Raw genomic sequence first — 19,849 nt, forward strand, 5'->3', positions numbered from 1 at the left:
CCAAAGGGGACTCACGCCGCGCGATCAACCTGCGGCTTCAGGCCACTGCCGATACCCTGCTTGACCGGCGCCTTGCCGTTCAATGCTCCGGTAACCCACTTGCCCAACTCGACGCCCTTCAGCTCGATGTACTTATGAGCCAGGGCAGCCAGGCCAATCGCCACGAGCGTCACTGCGACCACCAGCGCGTTGTTGCCCAGCTCCGACCCGGTGTCCATGAAACGCTGGCCGTTGATCATCGGCGACAGATCGCGGCCGGTGAGCTTCTGCGCCACGATGAACACCGTCGACAGGCAAAACAGCAGCCCGGCATGGGTCATGTAGATGGAGTACGACAATTTGCCCAGCAGCCTGAACACGGCGGTTTTCAGGAAAGTCGATACCAGCCCGGCCTCGAACGCGAACACCAGCACCAGTACGCAGAACGTCAGACTGGCGATAGGCGAGCGATCGCTGAAGTCGTTCATCACCATCCAGTACGTGGCGTAGGTCAGCGCCACTTCGAACACCGTCATCAACCAGCGCACCGGCACGAATCTGTCGCGAACCAGCAGGTAAGCCAGGTACGTGATGTTGCCAGCAAAGAAGCAGGACAGCCCCAGCATCGCGCGCCAGACCAGCGGTTCGTTCTCGGTGAAGATCATCGTGAACGCGACGACGGCCACGCAGGCAAACATCAGAAAGCGGTTTCTCAACGAAAGCAGGCACAGGGCGCCGAACAGCATGTAGATGTAGAACTCGATGCTGATGCTCCAGGACGGGTAGTTAAACGACATGGTTTCGGTGAGCGTGGTCCAGGCTTGCACCAGCAGCAGGTTGGGCAGGATCTCTGAAGGGTCGAACAGCCCTGTGAACGGCACGTTGTTCAGGGAGAAGCCCTTTTGTAGGCGGCCCAGCGCACCAGTTCAAAGAGGATGAACACCAGCAGCATCACGACGTGTAGCGGGTAAAGACGAAACACGCGGGAGACGATAAAGCGCTTGAAGCCGAATCCCGCCTTCATGCCATAAGAGTGGGCGAGGACAAAACCGCTGAGCACGAAGAAGAAGTTGAGCAGGATCTCCGCTCTGCGAAAAAAGGCAGCTCGATGAACGCGCCCACGACATGCAGGTGATAGAACACCACCAGCAGCGCAAACACGCCTCTGAAGCTGTCTAGCGTGGTGAATCGCTGAACTGATCCCATGGCCCAACGTCCCGTCCTGATTGAGAAAACGCCCTCGGCGGCAGCGAAGTCTCGCGGCCTTTACACGGTAGGGGGTGGGCCGAGTTATCGACAGTTGAAATATTTCATGTCCGATACAAACGACGGCGCAAAGTTTGACGCCAGCGTTTGGCGTAGGTGACCCATGAGTCACGCTGAGAATGAGAGGTCGCTGCATGAGCGACGCACGTCAATGTTTTGTTGCCAGCTTTGCCAGCGGGCTGAGTGGGAGTCAACAGCCCTGGCAGCGGGGTGAGCCACCCGCGGGTCAACTATCAACGCCGACGATGTTCGCTACCACTCGTATTGAGTTCTGATTAATTTTGCGGCGAGTAACATCAGCTCCATACCGAGTTACCCACTCATCAAACGTACTGGAGCAACCCTCATGAAAACCAACACACTGATCCTTGGCCTGGCCTTCTCTGTACTGGCAACCAGCGCTTTCGCCCTGCCCGCTGCTGACTCAAGCCCAATTGCAAACGCGCCGATGGTGGCTGAAAACGGTGCTTCCCACACCAACGTCAATCGCGTTGCTGCTGATGGTGCTGATCGCGTCGGTGCAAACCGTGTTGCTGCCGACGGTGCTGATCGCGTCGGTGCAAACCGTGTTGCTGCTGACGGTGCTGATCGCGTTGGTGCAAATCGCGTTGCTGCCGACGGAGCTGATCGCGTCGGTGCAAACCGTGTTGCTGCTGATGGTGCTGATCGCGTCGGTGCTAACCGTGTTGCTGAAAACGGTTCGTCGCACACCCGACTGGGTCGTATTGCCGCTGACGGTGCAGACCACGTAGGTGCCAGCCGCCTGAGCTGATCGACACCCCGCTCCTTCCCCAGCCCGGCCATTGCCGGGCTTGATTGTTTCTGGGCCACGCGTTTTTTCTACTACCTGTACCTCTCCTCTCACACGACTGTCGGACAATTCTGATATCGGTTTCAGATTCTCCCCAGCCTGCCGATGCATTCGTACACATGAATGTTGTGCTGGTTTCCATAACAAAAACCCTCCAGCTGACGATTTCAAATATTTACGGATTCTGGAGAAATGGAATGAACAGCTGGTTTGCGAACATCAGCGTCAACATGAAGCTGGCCCTCGGTTTCGGCGTCGTGCTTGTACTGACCGCCCTGCTGGCACTGGTGGGCTGGAATAGCCTCGGCAACATGACCTACCGCAGCGACCGCGTTGCCGACATCACAACACTCAGCCAGAAGCTGACCGACCTGCGGATTACGCGGCTGCAGTACATGCTCAGCAATGGCGACGAAGCCGCAGCGCAGACCGTGCAGACTGCGCTCGAAGGCTTCAAGGCGCAGCAGCAATATCTGCAGAAAACATTCAGCAATCCACTGAACGTCGCGCCCATCAAGGCGTTGGGCGAGCAGATCGCCGCTTATGAGACCTCATTGAGCAAGATGCGCAACGCTTATCAGGCGAGCGCCAAGGTCCGCGCCGACATGGGCGTTGACGCCATGAAGGCGGCCGACCTGATCGCCGCGATCAACGACGATGTAATGAAACTCGACCCGACGGACGAACGCCGTTTCGAGCAGTACCAGGCCGTCATCAAAGCCCGCGAAGACGTGATGCTGGTGCGCTATGAAGTGCGCGGCTACACCGCCAGTGTCTCGGCCAAAACCGAAGACGCGGCCATGCGCCAACTGACCAGCGCCATTGACGGCCTCGCTCCGCTCAACGCCATGTTTGGCGGCACTCAGGGCGAACGCCTGAAGCAGCTGGAAGCGGCTCTGAACGGCTATCGCCAATCGGTGCAAGGATTCAAGGTCGCCACGGACACGATCAACACGACGCGCGCCGAGATGACCGAGGAAGGAAGCGCCATTGTCAAATTGGCCCAGCAGCTGAATGACTTGCAGATCACCCTGGGGCAGGCCGACAGCCAGCAAGCCCGTACGCTGCAGTTGGCCGGCACGCTGCTTGCGCTGATTCTCGGTACGCTGGCGGCGATCATCATCACCCGTCAGATCACCCGTCCGCTTCAGCAGACCCTGGCCGTCGTCGATCGCATTGCCTCCGGTGATTTGTCCCACGACATGGTCGTGACTCGCAAAGATGAACTGGGTGTCTTGCAAATGGGTATCCAGCGCATGGGCGCCACGCTGCGCGAACTGATCGGCGGCATCCGTGACAGCGTCACGCAGATCGCCAGTGCCGCTGAAGAACTGTCGGCCGTGACCGAACAGACCAGCGCCGGGGTCAACAGCCAGAAAGTGGAGACCGACCAGGTCGCCACCGCGATGCACGAAATGTCAGCCACCGTTCACGAGGTGGCGCGCAACGCCGAGCAGGCCTCGGTCGCCGCCTCTGCCGCTGACAAGCAGGCACGGGAAGGCGACAAAGTGGTGGGCGAAGCGATCACACAGATCGAGAAGCTGGCCAGCGAAGTGGTTCGTTCCACTGACGCGATGTCCGTGCTGGAACAGGAAAGCGACAAGATCGGCAAGGTCATGGACGTGATCAAGGCCGTCGCCGAGCAGACCAACCTGTTGGCACTCAACGCGGCCATCGAGGCCGCCCGTGCCGGTGAAGCCGGTCGCGGTTTTGCCGTGGTCGCCGATGAAGTGCGTGGCCTGGCGCAACGCACTCAGCAATCGACCGAGGAGATCGAAGGACTGGTCGCCGCGCTGCAGAACGGCACACGCCAGGTTTCGGAGATCATGCTCAGCAGCCGCAACCTGACGGACAGCTCCGTTGCCCTGACCCGCAAAGCCGGTACTTCGCTGGAAAGCATTACCCAGACAGTGTCGAACATTCAGGCCATGAACCAGCAGATCGCCGCTGCCGCGGAGCAGCAGAGCTCGGTGGCCGAAGAGATCAGCCGCAGCATCGTGAACGTGCGCGACGTGTCTGAACAGACGGCCGCCGCCAGCGAAGAAACCGCCGCGTCCAGCGTCGAACTCGCACGGCTGGGCAATCAGCTGCAAATGCTGGTCAGTCACTTCAAGGTGTAAACCCGCTTTATCTGCGTCGGGCGAAAAGCCGCTCGGCGCAGGCGGTGCATGGGTTTGAAGACGAAAAGCGCAAGCGCATCGGCAAGAAAGGGATTTACTGATCCCACAATTGCCACATACTGCCCGCGCTGTTTTATTTCGTCATATTCATCTCCAACGCCGGGTTTATCTCCATGAAAAGAATGTTGCCTTACCTCCTCAGTGCCGCCCTCTCCCTCGTTCCAGTCGCTTTTTCCCACGCCGCCACGGCACCTGCCCCCGTTCAACTGATCGTCCTGAGTTCCGGTGGGATCATGGGTGCGTTCAAGGCTGTTACCCCCGATTACGAACAGCGCGCCGGCGTAAAGCTGCAAGGCGAGGTAGCCCCATCGATGGGCGCGACGCCCCAGGCGATTCCCAACCGACTGGCCCGCCACGAGCCGGCCGACGTGGTGCTGATGGTGGGTGCAGCGCTGGACAAGTTGATCAAGGACGGCAAGGTCGATCCGAAAACCCGCGTCGATCTGGGCAAATCCTACATCGCCATGGCCGTGCGCCATGGCGCGCCGCACCCTGACATCAGCACCATGGAAGCCTTCAAGCAGACCCTGCTGGACGCCAAAAGCATCGCCTATTCGGACAGCGCCAGCGGCGTATACCTGTCTCGCGTGCTGTTTAGCCAGATGCACATCGCCGACCGGATTCAGAGCAAAAGCCGCATGATCCCCGCCCAGCCCGTCGGAGAAGTCGTCGCAGGCGGAGACGCCGAGATCGGCTTTCAGCAGTTGAGCGAGCTAAAGCCAGTAGAAGGCATCGACATCATCGGCCTGATCCCCGACCAGGCACAGCAGATGACGCTTTACTCGGCGGGCGTCGTAACCCAGAGCAAACACCCTGAACAGGCCAAACAGTTTCTGGAGTTTCTGAGTTCAACCGCAGCTGCCCCGGCGATCAAAGCCAGCGGTCTGGACCCGATCGCGAAGTAACGAGGATGCCGCAGATCCTTCAGTTGGCGGATGACCTGTGGGAGCGAGCTTGCTCGCGAAGAGGCCCGTACATCCGCTAAATAACTTGGCGATTGGAAGAACGTCTTCGTGAGCAAGCTCACTCCCACATGGGCCGTGTTTGCTGCATACCTATCAGCTGCCAGACTATTTGTGGGAGCGAGCTTGCTCGCGAAGAGGCCCGTACATCCGCTAGAGCGTCGGCGGTTGAAGGATCGTCCTCGTGAGCAAGCTCAATCCCACACTGGACTGCATCGCAAGCACAGTAGATGGGGCTATTTAGGTACCAACTCAATTAACTCACCGCGCACTTCATCACCCTCGATGTGCAGCATGCCCACCGTGATCGGCAATTTGAACCGTCGCGGTCCGGCGCTGCCCGGGTTAATGAACAGCACGCCATCCCGCGTCTGCTGCACAGGCCGATGGGAGTGCCCGGTGACCACTACTCGCACCCCGTCCGGTAAAGGGGCCGGCACATCGGCCAGTATGTGCGTGGTGTAAATCGCGACATCACCGATACGCAAAACCGCTTCATGGGGTACGTCGCAAGCCCAGGCATCATCGGTATCGTTATTGCCACGCACTACCGTTAGTGGCGCGATGGTTTTCAGTGCGTCGAGGATTTCCGGCTTGCCGATGTCGCCGCCGTGGATCAGGTAATCGCAGCCCTGCAACGCTTCAAGTGCCTGAGGACGCAGCAGGCCGTGGGTATCCGAGATCAAGCCGACTTTTACGCTCATTCTTCAGCTCCCCGGCGCCGACAGGGCGGCCTGCTTCGATTGCACGCGTTTCATGCTGATCATCGCCAGCAACGCGACGACGGCCACCAGCGAGGCGAAGAACTCGCCCACATGCTCCAGGCCAAACACCCGCACGCTGAAACCAACCGCCACCACCGGCACCGAGATCGACACGTAAAGCACCACGAAGAAGGCAGACGTGACCGCTGCCTTCTGATCAGCCGGGCTGCTGGCGGTGACCGCGCCCATGCCGGCGCGCAGGATCATGCCTTGGCCGATGCCTGCCACCAGCCCCGCGGCGATCAACAGCCCCAACTGCGACGTAGCAATGCTCAGCCCCAGACAGATCATCCCGACAATCAGCCCGACGCAGCCGAGGGTCATGTGCCGGTCCTTCGGCAGCACCTGCAGCAACGCCTGGCCGATGATCGACGCAACGAAAAATAACCCGATCACGGCCCCGATCAACAACCCGCCTTGCTCGTGCATGATGTGGATCATCACCGACGGGACCATGCTGGTGAACAGTCCCGCCACGCTGAAACCCGCCAGCCCGGCGATTGACGCGGAGATAAACACGCTGCGCACGGACGCCGGAACCGATGGTTTCTGAATACCCAGTTTCAGCGTGTGCGGGCGCTGCACGGTCTCCCGAATCAGGGCAATACCGACAGTCGCCAGCACCAGCATTACCAGGTGCACGTAGAACACCAGATGCAGCGCATCCGGCAGAAACTGCGAGGTAAAGCCGGCCAGCAGAGGCCCGATGCCGAGGCCGAACATATTCGCGGCCGTGGCCACCAGCGTGGCATTTTTCCAAGTCTTGGGGGCCAGTTCGATGACAGCAACCGTTGCCGTGCCGGTCATGATGCCCGCGCTGAAACCAGAGAAAAGCCGTCCGATCAGCAGGCCGCCAATCGAATCGCTAAACAGAAAGATAACCGCGCTAATCGCCCCCATTGCCAGCCCTGCCAGCAACAGCGGCTTGCGCCCCAGTTGATCGGACCAACTCCCGACCGCCAGCAACGCTGCGATCACGCCCGCTGCATAGATTGAGAAAATAATGGTCAGCCAGCTTGCGTCGAAGCCGAGGCGTTGTTGATAGAGGGCATACAGCGGCGTAGGCAGCGTGGTGCCGACCATGGCGATGAGCAACGCGCAGGCGGCGAAGATGAAGTCGCGCGATGAAGTTGAAGCAGGCAGGGACATGAGCGCTCCGGGCACTGTACGAACAAGACACGCAGTGTCGCTGATACCGATCAGGCAAGGTAGACCTGCGAGCGCCGTCGGAGGCTTGTGCTCAGGCAGTTTGACGAATGCGTGAACATATTCATCATCATGTTAAACACTTTGACTTTACGCGCCTCTCGCCTCTTCGACCTGATAAGCCCCCAACAAAGCCATACTGTGGCGGTGATCAAGGCCAATACGACAGATTTAAAAAACTGCAACACCCGATACAACAAAAGACTTTTACTGAAGGGAAGAATAATTAAAAGCGTGCACTAATCCGCTGTTTGGCTAACCCGGGAAAGTTCTTTAGAGTCGCGCCCTTAATACCGGCTCAACAGTGAAAAACGTGTGAATAACGATCTACAACTTGTGAAATCAGCACTGGCGCGATTTGGCGTCATGCTGGCGCTTACGCTCTTCAGTATCGGCATGGTGTTCATCGACATCTTCGTCGCCAAGACCGACATCCTCGAAACCTCGTTCACCGAGGTCAGCCAGGAAGTCATGCTGGCAATCATCGCCGGTCTGTTCTGGCTTTCGGCGCGGCAGCCGGGGCAACGTGGCGTCGGCATCCTGATTGGCGGCTTTTTCGCCTGCATGCTGATCCGTGAGCTGGACGGGCTGTTCGACCCGATCAGTCACAGTTTCTGGCTGTGGCCTGCGCTGCTCACCGCTGGCACCTGCGTCTATAAGGCCTTGGGTTACAAGAACGCGTGGCGCGACGTGGTCTCGGGGCTCGCCCGTTTTTCCCTGCGTCCGGCGTTCGGTTTCATCATGGCCGGTTTGTTGGTGCTGATCTTCTCGCGACTCTTCGGCATGGGTTCGCTGTGGCATGGCATCCTTCAGGGCGGCTACGCGCGGCTGGCGAAAACCACCGTTGAAGAAGGCGTCGAACTGCTGGCCTACAGCATCTGCCTGGGCGGCGCGCTGGACTACTTTCTGGAGCTGCGCCGGGATCTCTCGCGCTTTGACGAACTCACCGAATTGCAGATTTCCATGCCCGTCAAAGCCGGACGTCGCGCTGTTGCCGAGGCAATGGAAACCAGCGTCTGACGCTGGCGGCCGGGTATCGACCGAGCGTCATCAGACACTCAACCAGCCCCCGAAAATAAAGGCGTCGGTTTACATGCCCGCGCCGACACGGGCATCCCTTTCGCGCCCTCCATCGTGCTAGCCTTGGCACTCTTTGGAGGGATGCGACTGCCCCGCAGGTTGTCCCGGATTTCAGGCAGCCAATCGCCCATGAGCAAGAAAACCCCCGTCACCATTTCTGACATCGCCCGTCGTGTGAACATGACCCCTGTCACCGTTTCCCGGGCGCTGAACAAACCCGATCTGGTCAAGCCCGCCACGCTGGCGCGCATCCTGGAAGTGGCGCACGAACTCGATTACGTTCCCAATGCGTTTGCCCGCAGCCTCAAGCGCAGCGAGAGCATGATCATCGGTGTTATTACCGCGTCGGTGGACAACCCCTTCTACAGCGAGATGATCAAGGCGATCTCCCGCGAGGCGAAAACCCGCGGTTACACCATCATGCTGGTGGACACCGACGGCTCCGAAGAACTCGAAGCCAAGGCGGTGGATACGCTGCTCAGTTACCGCGTGGCTGGCATCGTGCTGTCGCCGGTGTCGGACGAGCCGGCGTACCAGCCGGTCTATCTCAGCCGCCTCAGTAACGGCGACATTCCCGTGGTGCAACTGGACCGCGCATTGCCTGCCAGCCCGTTCAGTCATGTGGTGCTCGACAACTATCACAGCGGCCTGAAGGGCGCGCGTTACCTGCTGGCGCAGAGCCCGGCCATGGGACGCATGCTGGTGCTGACCGGCCCCGCCCATTCGCGGATTTCCGAGGAACGTCTGAAGGGCGTTAAGGCCGCGATTGCCGAGAGCGGCAAGCCGGTACAGCTGGATGTGTTTGCCGGGGACTACACCCTGGAACCGTCGCACCAAAGTACGCTGGATTACCTGCGCAATCAGCCGCTGCCGGACGCGATTTTCGGCTTCAACCAGCTCATCACGCTGGGCGCCATGAAAGCCCTGCGCGACCGAGATATTGCCCACCACAGCGTGGCCATCTGCGGCATCGACCGGTTACCGTTCGCCGACATCTTCGGCATCCCCATCGCCTGCATCGCCCACGACGCCTCGCTGGCCGGAAGCAGCGCGATAAAACTGCTGCTGGAGCGGATCGAGGATCGGCATCTGCCGAAAGCGCAGGTGGTGATTGTCGGAGAGCTGGAGAATGGCGTTGGCGGGTGATATTTCATCCGCAACCCTCGCTGTAGAACCTACGAGCTCTCAGGGCAGATGCAGATCTTGTGGGAGTGAGCTTGCTCACGAAGGCGGCAGTACACTCGCTAAATCCCCTTCGCCTGGAATGACGCCTTCGCGAGCAAGCTCGCTCCCACAGGAAGTGTGGCTGATCCGCAATACTGTCGGCGCCTGGGCTGGCCTCTTCCCGGCTAAAGCCGGTCCCACTAAAAGCAGCGCGTGCATTCTGTGGGACCGGCTTCAGCCGAGCGTCCTAGCGGCTCGTGTAACCCCCATCAATCGGCAGCGACACGCCACTGATCATCGACGCCGCGCTGCTCAGCAGGAACAGGATCGGCGCTGCGACTTCTGCGGTTTCGGCGAAGCGGCCGAGGGGGATCGCCGCCAGCGCGGGGTCGCGTTTGCTCGGCTCGCTCCAGGCCATCTGCGCCATGGGCGTCAGCGTTACGGTGGGATTGACGCTGTTGACGCGAATCCCGTAACGGCCCCATTCGCCACACTGCACACGGGTCATGGCATCCATCGCCCCCTTTGATGCGCAATAGCTCAAGTGGTCGTCCAGTGCCACCAACGAGGCCTGGCTCGACACATTGACGATGCTCCCCACCACGCCTTCGCCGATCATCTTCTTCGCCACCGCCCCCGCGATCATCGCCGCCGCCCGCACGTTGACCGCCATGACCTGATCGAACGCCGCAGCGCTCACCTCCGTCGCGGACTCCAGTATGGAAATCCCTGCGCAGTTGACCAGGCCATGCATCGTCGGCAAGTCCGCCAACAGTGCGGCCAATGACGGCTGATCGGCCACGTCCACACGCAAGACCTGACAGCCCTGCCCCGCCAGTTTCTCCAGAGCCGATGCGTCGCGACCCAGGGCATAGACCTCGGCGCCACTGTTCAGCAGTTGCTGCGCGACTTCCCAGCCGATGCCGCTGCTAGCGCCAGTGACCAGAATGCGCTGGCCGCTGAAATCAAATTGAGCCGTGTTCACAGTCACGCTCCCTGCAAACGATGCATGATCGGTTTCAGCGCCGGGTACAGCGCCACGTAATCGGCGAACAGTCGCGAATACAACTCGACGTTCTCCGCTTGAGGCTCGGCCCGGCGCTCCAGTTGGACCCAGCCTTTGTGCACCTGCGCTTCATCCACCAGCCCGACCGCGTGGGCCGCCAGCAACGCTGCACCGAGCGCCGCCTCGACCTCCTGAACGATGGTGTAAACCGGGAAGTGGGTGACGTCGGCGATGATTTGCATCCACAGGTCCGAGTGGCTGGCACCGCCGACCACGATCAGCCGAGGGTCCAGGGATTGCGCGCCTTTGGTGCCCGCTTCGATGTTGTGGCGAAGCGCAAAAGAGACGCCTTCGAGCACCGCGCGGTAAAGGTGAATCCGGCTGTGATAGAGGCTCAGGCCGACAAAACTGCCGCTGGCTTTGGCGTCCCACACCGGGCTGCGCTCGCCCATCAGGTACGGCTGGAACAGCACGCCGTCGCTGCCTGCCGGGATCTCCATCGCCGCGCGTTCGAGAATGACGTGACTGTCTTCGCCGGTCTCGCGCCCCTGCTGCTCTTCGGCCTGACAGAACTGCTCGCGAAACCAGCTGACCGAGGCGCCGGCGGTGATCGCGCCGCCGAAGATGTAGAGGTCTTTGGCGCCGTTGAAGACGTGGGGAAACTGACCAGACCGTGCCGGGCATCGACCTGCTGATTGAGATAGCCCCAGCACATGCTGGTGCCGATCATTGCCACATGGTTGCCGGCCTGAGTAACGCCCGCGGCGAAGGTCGCCATGGCGGCATCGACACCGCCGCCGAGCAGCGGGATGCCAGGGGTAAGCCCAAGCCGATCAGCCCATTCGGGCAACAAGCCGCCGACCACATCACCGGAATGAACCAGCCGCTCGGGCATCATCGACATCGGGATGCCCAGCGCACCGAGCATTTCTGCCGACCAGCCCCGCGTCTGGACGTCATAGACCCCGCCGATGTTGCCGGCAGAGCTGTGATCCACCGCGACCTCGCCGGTCAGGCAGTAATTAATGTAGCTGTTAGGCGGCAGCAGATAGCGCGTGTCAGCCCAGACCTGCGGCTGTTTGTCCTTGAGCCAGAGCATTTTGGTGAAGCCGTAATAACTGTCTACCGAGTTGCCGGTGATCGTGTAAAGCCGCTCCAGATCCACGTGCTGATTGACCCACTCCACCTGTGCTTCGGCGCGGCGGTCCATCCAGATCAGGCACGGATACAAGGGTTTGATCTGCGCATCAACCGCAATGCCGGAGCCGCCATACAGGCTGCTGACACACAGGGCTTTGACGCTGTCCCTGGGCAAGGCGCTCTTGCGCATGCACGCAGCAACGCAGATTTCCACGGCGTCGAGCCAGACCTGCGGCCATTGTTCGGCCCAGCGCGGTTTGGGGGTGTCGACCTTATAACTGTGGCTGTGCTGCGCGATGATCCGGCCTTGGCCATCGACCAGCAATGCCTTGGTGCTTTGGGTGCCAATGTCGACACCGATGACGTAATCCATCCGGGTGCGCTCTTGTTGTTATGGGGTTGCTTGAGGTGTGCCACCGTCCCTTGCAGGAGCCATCGGAGGTCACGACGGTCGCGAAAGCGTTGTGTCAGGTAAACCGCATCGCGACTGTCGTAAACGCCGATGGCTCCTAAAGAGACAGTGTTATCCGTTAACCGGTTTGAGCAGCACCTTGATCGACTTGGTCGAGTCCGCCAGGGCGAACGCTTCGGCGTAGTCGTCCAGACTGAAGTCGTGGGTGACGATGCCTTCCGACGTCACCAGCCCGCGCTCAAACAGGTCGATGGCGATCGGGTAGCAATACGGGCCCAAGTGAGCGCCGCGTACGTCGAGTTCCTTGCGGTCGCCGATGATCGACCAGTCAGCGCTGGTCTCGGCGCCGAACACACTGAACTCAACAAACCGGCCCAGCTTGCGGATCAGATCAAGACCTTGAGTGACACCGATCGGCACGCCCGTGGTCTCGATATAAACGTCGCAACCATAGCCGTCAGTGAGGCCGTTGATGATCTCTTTGGCGTTGTCGCGGCTCGGGTTGATCACCACGTCAGCGCCGAATTTTTCGCCAGCTCCAGACGCTCGTCGACCATGTCGATGACCACCAGCTTCTTCGGCGTTTTCAACGCAGCAACTTGCACCATGCAAAGGCCCAGCGTGCCGGCACCGGCGATCACCAGCACGTCGTCGAGCTGAACATCACCGCGGTTGACAGTGTGGATCGAACAGGCCATTGGCTCGATCAACGCCGAATCTTCCAGCGACACCGACTCGGGGATGTGATGCACGATGGCGGTTTTCGGGATGCGCATGTACTGCGCCATGCCGCCCTCGGCGACGTCCTTCTGGAAGCCGAAAATGTTGTGCACCTCGCACATCCAGTACTTGCCGGATTTGCAGAACTTGCACTTCTCGCAAGGGACGATTTGCTCGGCGATAACCTTGTCACCCACCTTCACGCCGAAGTGCTCTTCAGCGCCCTCGCCCACCGAATCGACGTAGCCAAAGAACTCGTGGCCCGGCACCACGGGCGCCTTGACCCACGGGCTCTCGCCGCCCCAGAACATCGCTGCGCCCGAGTGGCATTTGCAGTCACTGGCGCAGATCCCGCAGGCACCGATGCGGATCACCAGTTCATTGGCACGGGCGACGGGCTTGCTGATCTGCTCCAGACGGTAGTCTTTCGGCGCATGGCAGACGACGGCCTGCATGGTGTTTGTTGTGTTTTGTTCCATGTCGGGTTACCTGTTTTGATGTTTGGATGACGGCTGAGATAGCCGATATCGTTTCAAATTCATCAGTGACTGGACCGGCCCTACCGCGAGCAAGCTCACTCCTACAATGACCGCGTCGCCCTGTAGGAGTGAGCTTGCTCGCGATGAGGCCAAATCAGTCACCATCAAAATTATTTATGCCGCTGCCGACTGATGAAAATCGCCAGCAAAATGATTCCGCCCTTGATCACGCTTTGCACATAGGGCGAGACGCCCAGCATGTTCAAGCCGTTGTTCAGCACGCCCAGGAGCATCGCGCCCACCAGCGTGCCGATGATTACGCCGCGACCGCCGGCGATCGACGCGCCGCCCAGTACCACGGCTGCGATGGCATCCAGCTCGAAACCGACGCCGGCATTCGGTTGCCCGCTCATCAGCCGCGACGACAACACCAGCCCGGCAATCGCCGCCGTCAGCCCGCTGATCGAGTAGACCAGCAGCTTGAACCGCGAGGCGCGCACGCCGGACAGACGCACGGCTTCTTCGTTGCCACCGATGGCGTAAACGTAGCGGCCCACCCGTGTGTGCTGCAGCAGCACCCAGGCGAAAAAGTACGTCGCCAGCATGATCAGAATCGGCACCTGAATGCCGAACAGCGTGCCGCGCCCGAACCAGGCGAACCAGTCCGGCATCCCCGCAATCGGGTAGCCATCGGTGTACATCAGGCCTAGCCCGCGGGCGATGCCCATGGTCGCCAGCGTGACGATGATCGGCGGCATTTTCAGGTACGCGACGAAGATGCCGTTGCCCACTCCGAAGCCCACGCCCATCAGCAAACCGATGAGGATCGCGATCGGCGCCGGGACGCCTGCGACCATCAACCCGGTGGTCAGCGTGCCGGACAAGGCCATCACCGGACCCACTGACAAATCTATGCCGCCGGTGAGAATCACGCAGGTCATGCCGACCGCGATGATGGCGTTGATAGACACTTGGCGGGCGATGTTTTCCAGATTCGCGCCGGTGAGAAACTTGTCGCTGGCGAAGATCATGAAGACCGTCACCACCACCAGGCCAACGAACGGGTAGAAGGCTGGCGAGCGAATCAATCGAGCGAAGTTGAGCTTCATCCGGTTGGGCCGCGCGGTCATGGGTTTAATGGAGGTGTTCACTGTTCAGGCTCCCGGTGGCGTGGCGCATCACTTCCTGCGGATTGATGGCCGAAGCCTCCAGCACGTTGACGATAGCGCCCTTGTTGAAAACGGCCACGCGGTCGCACATGCCGATGATTTCCGGCAGTTCCGAGGAGATCATGATGATCGCGAAGCCTTGTTCGGTGAGTGTGCGCATCAGGGTGTAAATCTCCGCTTTCGCGCCGACGTCGATCCCTCGGGTCGGCTCGTCGAAGATCAGGATGTCGCAGTGGTGATTGATCCAGCGCGCGATCACCACCTTCTGTTGATTGCCGCCACTGAGATTGATGACCCGGCTTTCACAGCTCGGCGCCTTGATCGACAGCTGCTTCATCAGCTCGGCGGTGGTGGTGTCTTCCTTGTGCCGATCAAGCAGGTGCGCCGCGCCTTCGTACTTGCCCAGATTGTTCAGGGAGATGTTCTCGCGAATGGTGAAATCCACGATCAGCCCTTCGCTCTTGCGGCTCTCCGGCAACAGGCCGATGCCACTGGCCAGCGCTTGCGCCGGGTCATTGAGGTGCGCCGGCTGACCGCGCAACAGCACGTCCTTGCTGACCACCGGCAACGCGCCGATCACGCCCAGCGCCAGTTCCGTGCGCCCGGACCCCACCAGCCCGGCGAAGCCGAGAATCTCGCCCTTGTGCAGATTGAAGCTGTTGTGCGGGCCATTACGGGTCAGCTGAATGTCACGCACTTGCAGCACCACTTCGCCCTGGGCGCGAGACTGCTTGGGCGGAAAGTTCGCTTCCAGACGCCGCCCCACCATCATCTCCACCAGCGTGTCGATGTCACTGTTGGCGACAGTCAGTGCGCCGACATTGGCGCCATCACGCAGCACGCTGATGCGGTCGCAGACCTGAAAGATTTCCTCCAGGTGGTGGGAGATGAAGATCACCGCCACGCCCTGGCTTTTCAGCTCGCGCATGATGTCGAACAGCAGCTCGGCCTCGGACGGGGTCAGGGTGGCGGTGGGTTCGTCGAGAATCAGCAAACGCGCTTCAAGGGCCAACGCCTTGGCGATCTCGACAAACTGCTGCTCGGCCACGCTCAAGTGCTGCACCGAGCAATCCAGATTAATCTTCACGCCGAGGCGATCGAACAGCGCGATGGCTTTCTCGCGCATCTCGCCTTTGCGCAGCAAGCCGAAGCCGTTGACGATCTCGTGACCGAGGAAAATATTCTCCACGGCATTGAGGTAGGGGATCAGGCTGAATTCCTGAAAGACAATACCGATGCCGGCGGCAATGGCTTCGTTGTAGGTCGCGAAATGCTGTTCCGCGCCATCAATGAGAATGCTGCCTTTGTCCTGATGCTCGACGCCCGCGAGGATCTTCATCAGGGTCGATTTGCCCGCACCGTTTTCACCGAGCAGCGCGTGAATTTCGCCGCGCTCGACCTGCAGGTTGATCGACTTGAGCGCCTGCACGCCGGGGTAGCTTTTACAGATGTTTTCCAATTGCAGAAGGCAGCTCATGGGCACCTCGTCGCAGCAGAACATCGCTGCGCAACTCACATCAATCCGTGGCGCCCGCCTGGGCCGAAAAATTCTCAGGCGAGCAGCGCCACGCCCGTTACCAGCTGAAGGTTTTCGCCTTTGCCTGATCCACCAGCAGGATGTCGACCGGAATGGTCGCCGGGACTTGCGAGCCCCACTTCTTGGCGAGCGCCAGCCCCAGCGCCAGACGCACCTGGTCGCGAGGGTATTGAGCAGAAGTGGCGATGAACTTGCTGTTGGGCTTCTGGATTTCCTTGATGGCTTCGGGCGCGCCGTCGACGCTGGTCAGCTTGACGTCCATGCCGCTGGACTCGATGGCCGCCAGCGCGCCGAGGGAACCGTTGTCGTTGACGCTGAACAAGCCTTTGAGATTGGGCTGCGCCTGCAGCATGTTTTCAGTCACGGTCAGCGCTTGATCACGCTCCTGCTTGCCGTTCTGAATGCTGACAATCTTGATGTCCTTGTACTTGCCCAAGGCTTCCTTACAGCCGCGTACGCGCTCGAGGATCGGCACCACCGCGATGCCGTCGAGAATTCCGACGTCACCCTTCTCGCCAATGTGCTTGGCCAGGTAATCGCAGGCCTGCACGCCGGCGTCGAAGTTCTTCGAGCCGACGAAGGAGTCCAGCGGGCCATTGGCCTGAGCGTCCACCGCGACGACCACCACGCCTTTGTCATGGGCCTGCTTGACCGCAGACTGAACGCCGACCGAATCGGTCGGGTTGATGATCAGGATATCGATGCCTTTCTGCAGCATGTCTTCAATGTCGCTGATCTGCTTGGAAACATCATGACGCGCGTCAGTGACTAGCAGCGTGGCACCGATGCTGGCAGTGGCGTCCTGAAGGGCGTCCTTCATGGTCACGAAATAGGGGTTGTTGATCTCTTGAAACGAGGCGCCGATTTTCAGCGGGCCGGTCTTGGTGGCGTCGGCGGCTTGAACGTTGATGGCGCTGCCGCAGGCGACAGCCACGGCGAGGGAACAGAGAGCGGCGGAAAAGCCCTTCTTGAGGCGAGTTGTCATAGCGAAAAATCCCGTTGTTTTTATTGTTAAAGCGGAAATGTCATCGTTAACATTTTTGAAATTAGCAGAGAAACAGGGGGTTCGCAATATCCGCCCGTAACCGTTGGTAAGCCCGGGAGGACGACCGCTGGCGAGTTTCCCGAGCTGGCGCGTTGACAGAGTAGATATCTCTGCCGATACTCCAAATCGCGTTGTACGACAACGCATAACCGATAACAAAAATAAAAAGGAATGCTTCCATGACGATGACAGTCAATCGGCGCCTGCTGCCCCAAGTAATCCTCTTCACCTCCTCTCCTTCTGATTCCCCCACTTTGCCTGTGCCTGTACGTGCGTCTGTGTTCGCCCACATACCCGCGAGCGATTGATCGAACACGGCCGTTTCGATCAGGCAGTGAGCCTCATTCAAAACCGGTGACGTGAGCACCCCTGTCCACGCCTGCGGCGCCTCGGCGGCGACCTTCGGTGCGGGACCGTTTTGTCAGCAGAAAGGGAGAACAATAAGAAATGAAGATCCAGACCAACCGTTCGTGGCTGTTGCTTGGCGCTGGCAGCGTCGCGTTCAGCCTGCCGTTGATGGGCCTCGCGGAAGGCTTTATCGATGACACCAAGGCCACGCTCAACCTGCGCAATGCCTACTTCAACCGCAACTTCACCAACGCGGCGAACCCGCAGAACTACGCCGAAGAATGGACGCAAAACTTCATTCTCGATGTGAAATCGGGCTTTACCCCGGGCACGGTTGGCTTCGGCCTCGATGTGCTGGGCCTGTACTCGCAAAAACTCGACGGCGGCAAAGGCACCGGCGGTACTCAGCTGTTGCCTATCCATGATGACGGACGCCCCGCCGACAACTTTGGCCGCCTCGGTGTGGCAGCAAAGGCGCGGCTTTCCAATACGGAATTGAAGATTGGCGAATGGATGCCGGTGTTGCCGATCCTGCGTTCCGATGACGGCCGGTCGCTGCCGCAGACCTTTCGCGGCGGGCAGATCACCTCCAAGGAAATCGCCGGGCTCACACTGTACGGCGGCCAGTTCCGCGGTAACAGCCCACGCAACGACGCGAGCATGGAAGACATGTTCATGAACGGTAAATCCGCTGCGTTCAAGTCGGACCGCTTTAACTTCGGCGGCGGCGAATATACCTTCAACGAGAAGCGCACCCAGGTCGGGCTCTGGTACGCGCAGCTGGAAGACGTCTATCAGCAGGAGTTTCTGAACCTCATCCACAAGCAGCCGATCGGTGACTGGACCCTGGGCGCCAACCTGGGTTACTTCCTCGGCAAGGAGGACGGCAACAAGCTGGCCGGCGAGCTGGATAACAAGACCGCCTACGCGATGCTGTCCGCCAACTACAAAGGCAACACCGTCTACCTCGGCCTGCAGAAGGTCTATGGCGATGACCAGTGGATGCGCGTCAATGGCACCAGCGGCGGCACCTTGGCCAACGACAGTTACAACTCCAGCTACGACAATGCCAATGAGCGCTCCTGGCAACTGCGTCACGACCTGGACTTCGCGATATTCGGCATCCCCGGCCTGACGATGATGAACCGCTACATCAGCGGCGATAACGTGCACACCGGCACCGTGACTGACGGCAAGGAGTGGGGACGCGAGTCCGAGCTGGCCTATACGGTCCAGAGCGGCACGTTCAAGAGCCTCAACGTGCGGTGGCGCAACTCGTCGATGCGGCGTGATTACAGCACCAACGAGTTCGACGAAAACCGGGTCTTTGTGAGCTATCCGATCTCGCTGATGTAAGAGACTCAAACGTCCCCGCGTGCAGTCAGAGGGACTGGCTTTAATCGAGAAAACGTTGGGCGTTACACCGCAAACGTGATGCTGCTCGAACTGACCTCTTCCCGGCTGAAGCCGGTCCCACATCGGCATGCATTCCCCTGGTGGGACCGGGTTTAGCCGGGAAAGGGTCGGGCGTCACACTGCAATGTGAAAGCACGGCATTCTCTCGGCATCTGGGCAGTTCGGACGAACATTTCAGACAGGCGTCGGATGGCTTACACCTTCGTCGCGTTGACAAAATTTGCGGGCCCTGTTGATAATCCCGCAAGCGTCATACGACAACCGATGACACCATAAAAACAACATCAGAATCAGGGCTTCCCACGATGACTGAATTCAACGCCCAGGCCCCGCTCAACCGCATTTTGCTGACGGGCGCCGCTGGCGGCCTCGGTAAAGTCCTGCGCGAAAGCCTGCGTCCGTTTGCCAAGATCCTGCGTCTCTCCGATATCGCCGACATGGCACCGGCGGCCGGCCCGCGCGAAGAAATCCAGATCTGCGACCTGGCCGACAAAAACGCAGTCCACCAGTTGGTCGAAGGCGTGGACGCCATCGTCCACTTTGGCGGCGTCTCGGTAGAGCGCCCTTTCGAAGAAATCCTCGGTCCGAACATATGCGGAATCTTCCACATCTACGAAGCGGCGCGCCGGCATGGCGTGAAGCGGGTGATCTTCGCCAGCTCTAACCACGTCATCGGTTTCTACCGTCAGGATGAAGTCATCGACGCCAGCGCTATGCGTCGCCCGGACAGCTACTACGGTCTGTCGAAATCCTACGGCGAAGACATGGCCAGCTTCTACTTTGATCGCTACGGCATCGAGACCGTCAGCATCCGCATCGGCTCTTCATTCCCTGAAGCACAGAACCGCCGCATGCTCGCCAGTTGGCTGAGTTACGACGACCTGACCCAGCTGATCGAACGCGGACTGTTCACTCCGAACGTCGGCCACACCATCGTTTACGGCGCTTCGGACAACAGCACGGTCTGGTGGGACAACCGCCTGGCCAATCACTTGGGCTATCAGCCGAAAGACAGTTCCGAGCAGTTCCGCGCCAAAGTCGAGGCGCAGTCGATGCCGGCTTCCGACGACCCCGCCATGGTGTACCAGGGCGGTGCGTTCGTGGCGTCCGGGCCGTTTGGCGACGAGTAAGACTCAACGACGACCAGGCCGACTGTGAGGTCGGC

Annotated in this window: 15 protein-coding genes and 2 pseudogenes; 7 read left to right on the forward strand and 10 right to left on the reverse strand. The window is 60.0% G+C overall.

From position 1 onward, the window contains the following. Positions 1 to 11: 11 nt before the first annotated feature. Entirely contained in the window at positions 12 to 860 is an 849-nt protein-coding gene (locus JN403_RS00260; RefSeq protein WP_205484765.1) for an acyltransferase family protein, read from the reverse strand. A 5-nt stretch (positions 861 to 865) separates the two neighbouring features. Next, positions 866 to 1,192: a hypothetical protein gene (locus JN403_RS00265; RefSeq protein WP_205484766.1), complete on the reverse strand. Its 327-nt coding sequence runs from the start codon at positions 1,190 to 1,192 to the stop codon at positions 866 to 868. Positions 1,193 to 1,591: 399 nt separating this feature from the next. Here JN403_RS00265 and JN403_RS00270 point away from each other — a divergent pair, with 399 nt between their 5' ends. From JN403_RS00270 to JN403_RS00280, 3 genes are all read left to right on the forward strand, one after another. Next, on the forward strand, positions 1,592 to 2,017 hold the full coding sequence (locus JN403_RS00270) for a hypothetical protein (RefSeq protein ID WP_205484767.1): 426 nt from the start codon (positions 1,592 to 1,594) through the stop codon (positions 2,015 to 2,017). A gap of 236 nt (positions 2,018 to 2,253) precedes the next feature. Then, on the forward strand, positions 2,254 to 4,176 hold the full coding sequence (locus JN403_RS00275) for a methyl-accepting chemotaxis protein (RefSeq protein ID WP_205484768.1): 1,923 nt from the start codon (positions 2,254 to 2,256) through the stop codon (positions 4,174 to 4,176). Positions 4,177 to 4,349: 173 nt separating this feature from the next. Further along, on the forward strand, positions 4,350 to 5,141 hold the full coding sequence (locus tag JN403_RS00280) for a substrate-binding domain-containing protein (RefSeq protein ID WP_205484769.1): 792 nt from the start codon (positions 4,350 to 4,352) through the stop codon (positions 5,139 to 5,141). Between the two features lie 293 nt (positions 5,142 to 5,434). On the opposite strand, the gene JN403_RS00285 is transcribed toward JN403_RS00280, so the two are convergent. Both JN403_RS00285 and JN403_RS00290 read right to left on the reverse strand, forming a co-directional pair. Further along, on the reverse strand, positions 5,435 to 5,902 hold the full coding sequence (locus JN403_RS00285) for a metallophosphoesterase family protein (protein ID WP_205484770.1): 468 nt from the start codon (positions 5,900 to 5,902) through the stop codon (positions 5,435 to 5,437). 3 nt (positions 5,903 to 5,905) lie between these two features. After that, the gene (locus JN403_RS00290) at positions 5,906 to 7,111 is read right to left on the reverse strand and encodes an MFS transporter (RefSeq protein ID WP_205484771.1); all 1,206 of its coding nucleotides are present in this window, start codon (positions 7,109 to 7,111) and stop codon (positions 5,906 to 5,908) included. A 393-nt stretch (positions 7,112 to 7,504) separates the two neighbouring features. Between JN403_RS00290 and JN403_RS00295 the strand changes: the two genes are divergently transcribed. Both JN403_RS00295 and JN403_RS00300 read left to right on the forward strand, forming a co-directional pair. Further along, the gene (locus JN403_RS00295) at positions 7,505 to 8,188 is read left to right on the forward strand and encodes a hypothetical protein (protein ID WP_205484772.1); all 684 of its coding nucleotides are present in this window, start codon (positions 7,505 to 7,507) and stop codon (positions 8,186 to 8,188) included. A 189-nt stretch (positions 8,189 to 8,377) separates the two neighbouring features. Further along, positions 8,378 to 9,394: a LacI family DNA-binding transcriptional regulator gene (locus tag JN403_RS00300; protein ID WP_205484773.1), complete on the forward strand. Its 1,017-nt coding sequence runs from the start codon at positions 8,378 to 8,380 to the stop codon at positions 9,392 to 9,394. A gap of 265 nt (positions 9,395 to 9,659) precedes the next feature. Here the strand turns inward: JN403_RS00300 and JN403_RS00305 are convergent, their stop codons facing one another. The 6 genes and pseudogenes from JN403_RS00305 to JN403_RS00330 form a co-directional block, all read right to left on the reverse strand. Then, positions 9,660 to 10,397 carry an SDR family oxidoreductase gene (locus JN403_RS00305; RefSeq protein ID WP_205484774.1) on the reverse strand — a complete coding sequence of 246 codons (738 nt, stop codon included), beginning with the start codon at positions 10,395 to 10,397 and terminating at the stop codon, positions 9,660 to 9,662. Between the two features lie 2 nt (positions 10,398 to 10,399). Continuing rightward, positions 10,400 to 11,931 (reverse strand): annotated as a pseudogene (locus JN403_RS00310) (FGGY-family carbohydrate kinase). A gap of 150 nt (positions 11,932 to 12,081) precedes the next feature. Then, positions 12,082 to 13,169: pseudogene (locus JN403_RS00315) on the reverse strand (alcohol dehydrogenase catalytic domain-containing protein). Between the two features lie 170 nt (positions 13,170 to 13,339). Beyond that, positions 13,340 to 14,299, reverse strand: coding sequence for a ribose ABC transporter permease (locus tag JN403_RS00320; RefSeq protein ID WP_205487193.1), 960 nt, complete (start codon positions 14,297 to 14,299; stop codon positions 13,340 to 13,342). Between the two features lie 4 nt (positions 14,300 to 14,303). Continuing rightward, on the reverse strand, positions 14,304 to 15,815 hold the full coding sequence (locus tag JN403_RS00325; protein WP_205484775.1) for a sugar ABC transporter ATP-binding protein: 1,512 nt from the start codon (positions 15,813 to 15,815) through the stop codon (positions 14,304 to 14,306). Positions 15,816 to 15,912: 97 nt separating this feature from the next. Continuing rightward, complete coding sequence (locus tag JN403_RS00330) at positions 15,913 to 16,860, reverse strand: substrate-binding domain-containing protein (RefSeq protein WP_205484776.1); 948 nt, start codon at positions 16,858 to 16,860, stop codon at positions 15,913 to 15,915. A 507-nt stretch (positions 16,861 to 17,367) separates the two neighbouring features. On the opposite strand from JN403_RS00330, the gene JN403_RS00335 reads away from it, so the two are divergent. Next, on the forward strand, positions 17,368 to 18,624 hold the full coding sequence (locus JN403_RS00335) for an OprD family porin (protein WP_205484777.1): 1,257 nt from the start codon (positions 17,368 to 17,370) through the stop codon (positions 18,622 to 18,624). A gap of 365 nt (positions 18,625 to 18,989) precedes the next feature. Continuing rightward, positions 18,990 to 19,814 (forward strand): NAD(P)-dependent oxidoreductase, encoded by an 825-nt coding sequence (locus tag JN403_RS00340; RefSeq protein ID WP_205484778.1) that lies wholly within the window; start codon positions 18,990 to 18,992, stop codon positions 19,812 to 19,814. Positions 19,815 to 19,849: the final 35 nt, after the last annotated feature.

It is taken from the genome of Pseudomonas sp. 15A4 (genome assembly GCF_016925575.1).
GTDB lineage: Bacteria > Pseudomonadota > Gammaproteobacteria > Pseudomonadales > Pseudomonadaceae > Aquipseudomonas.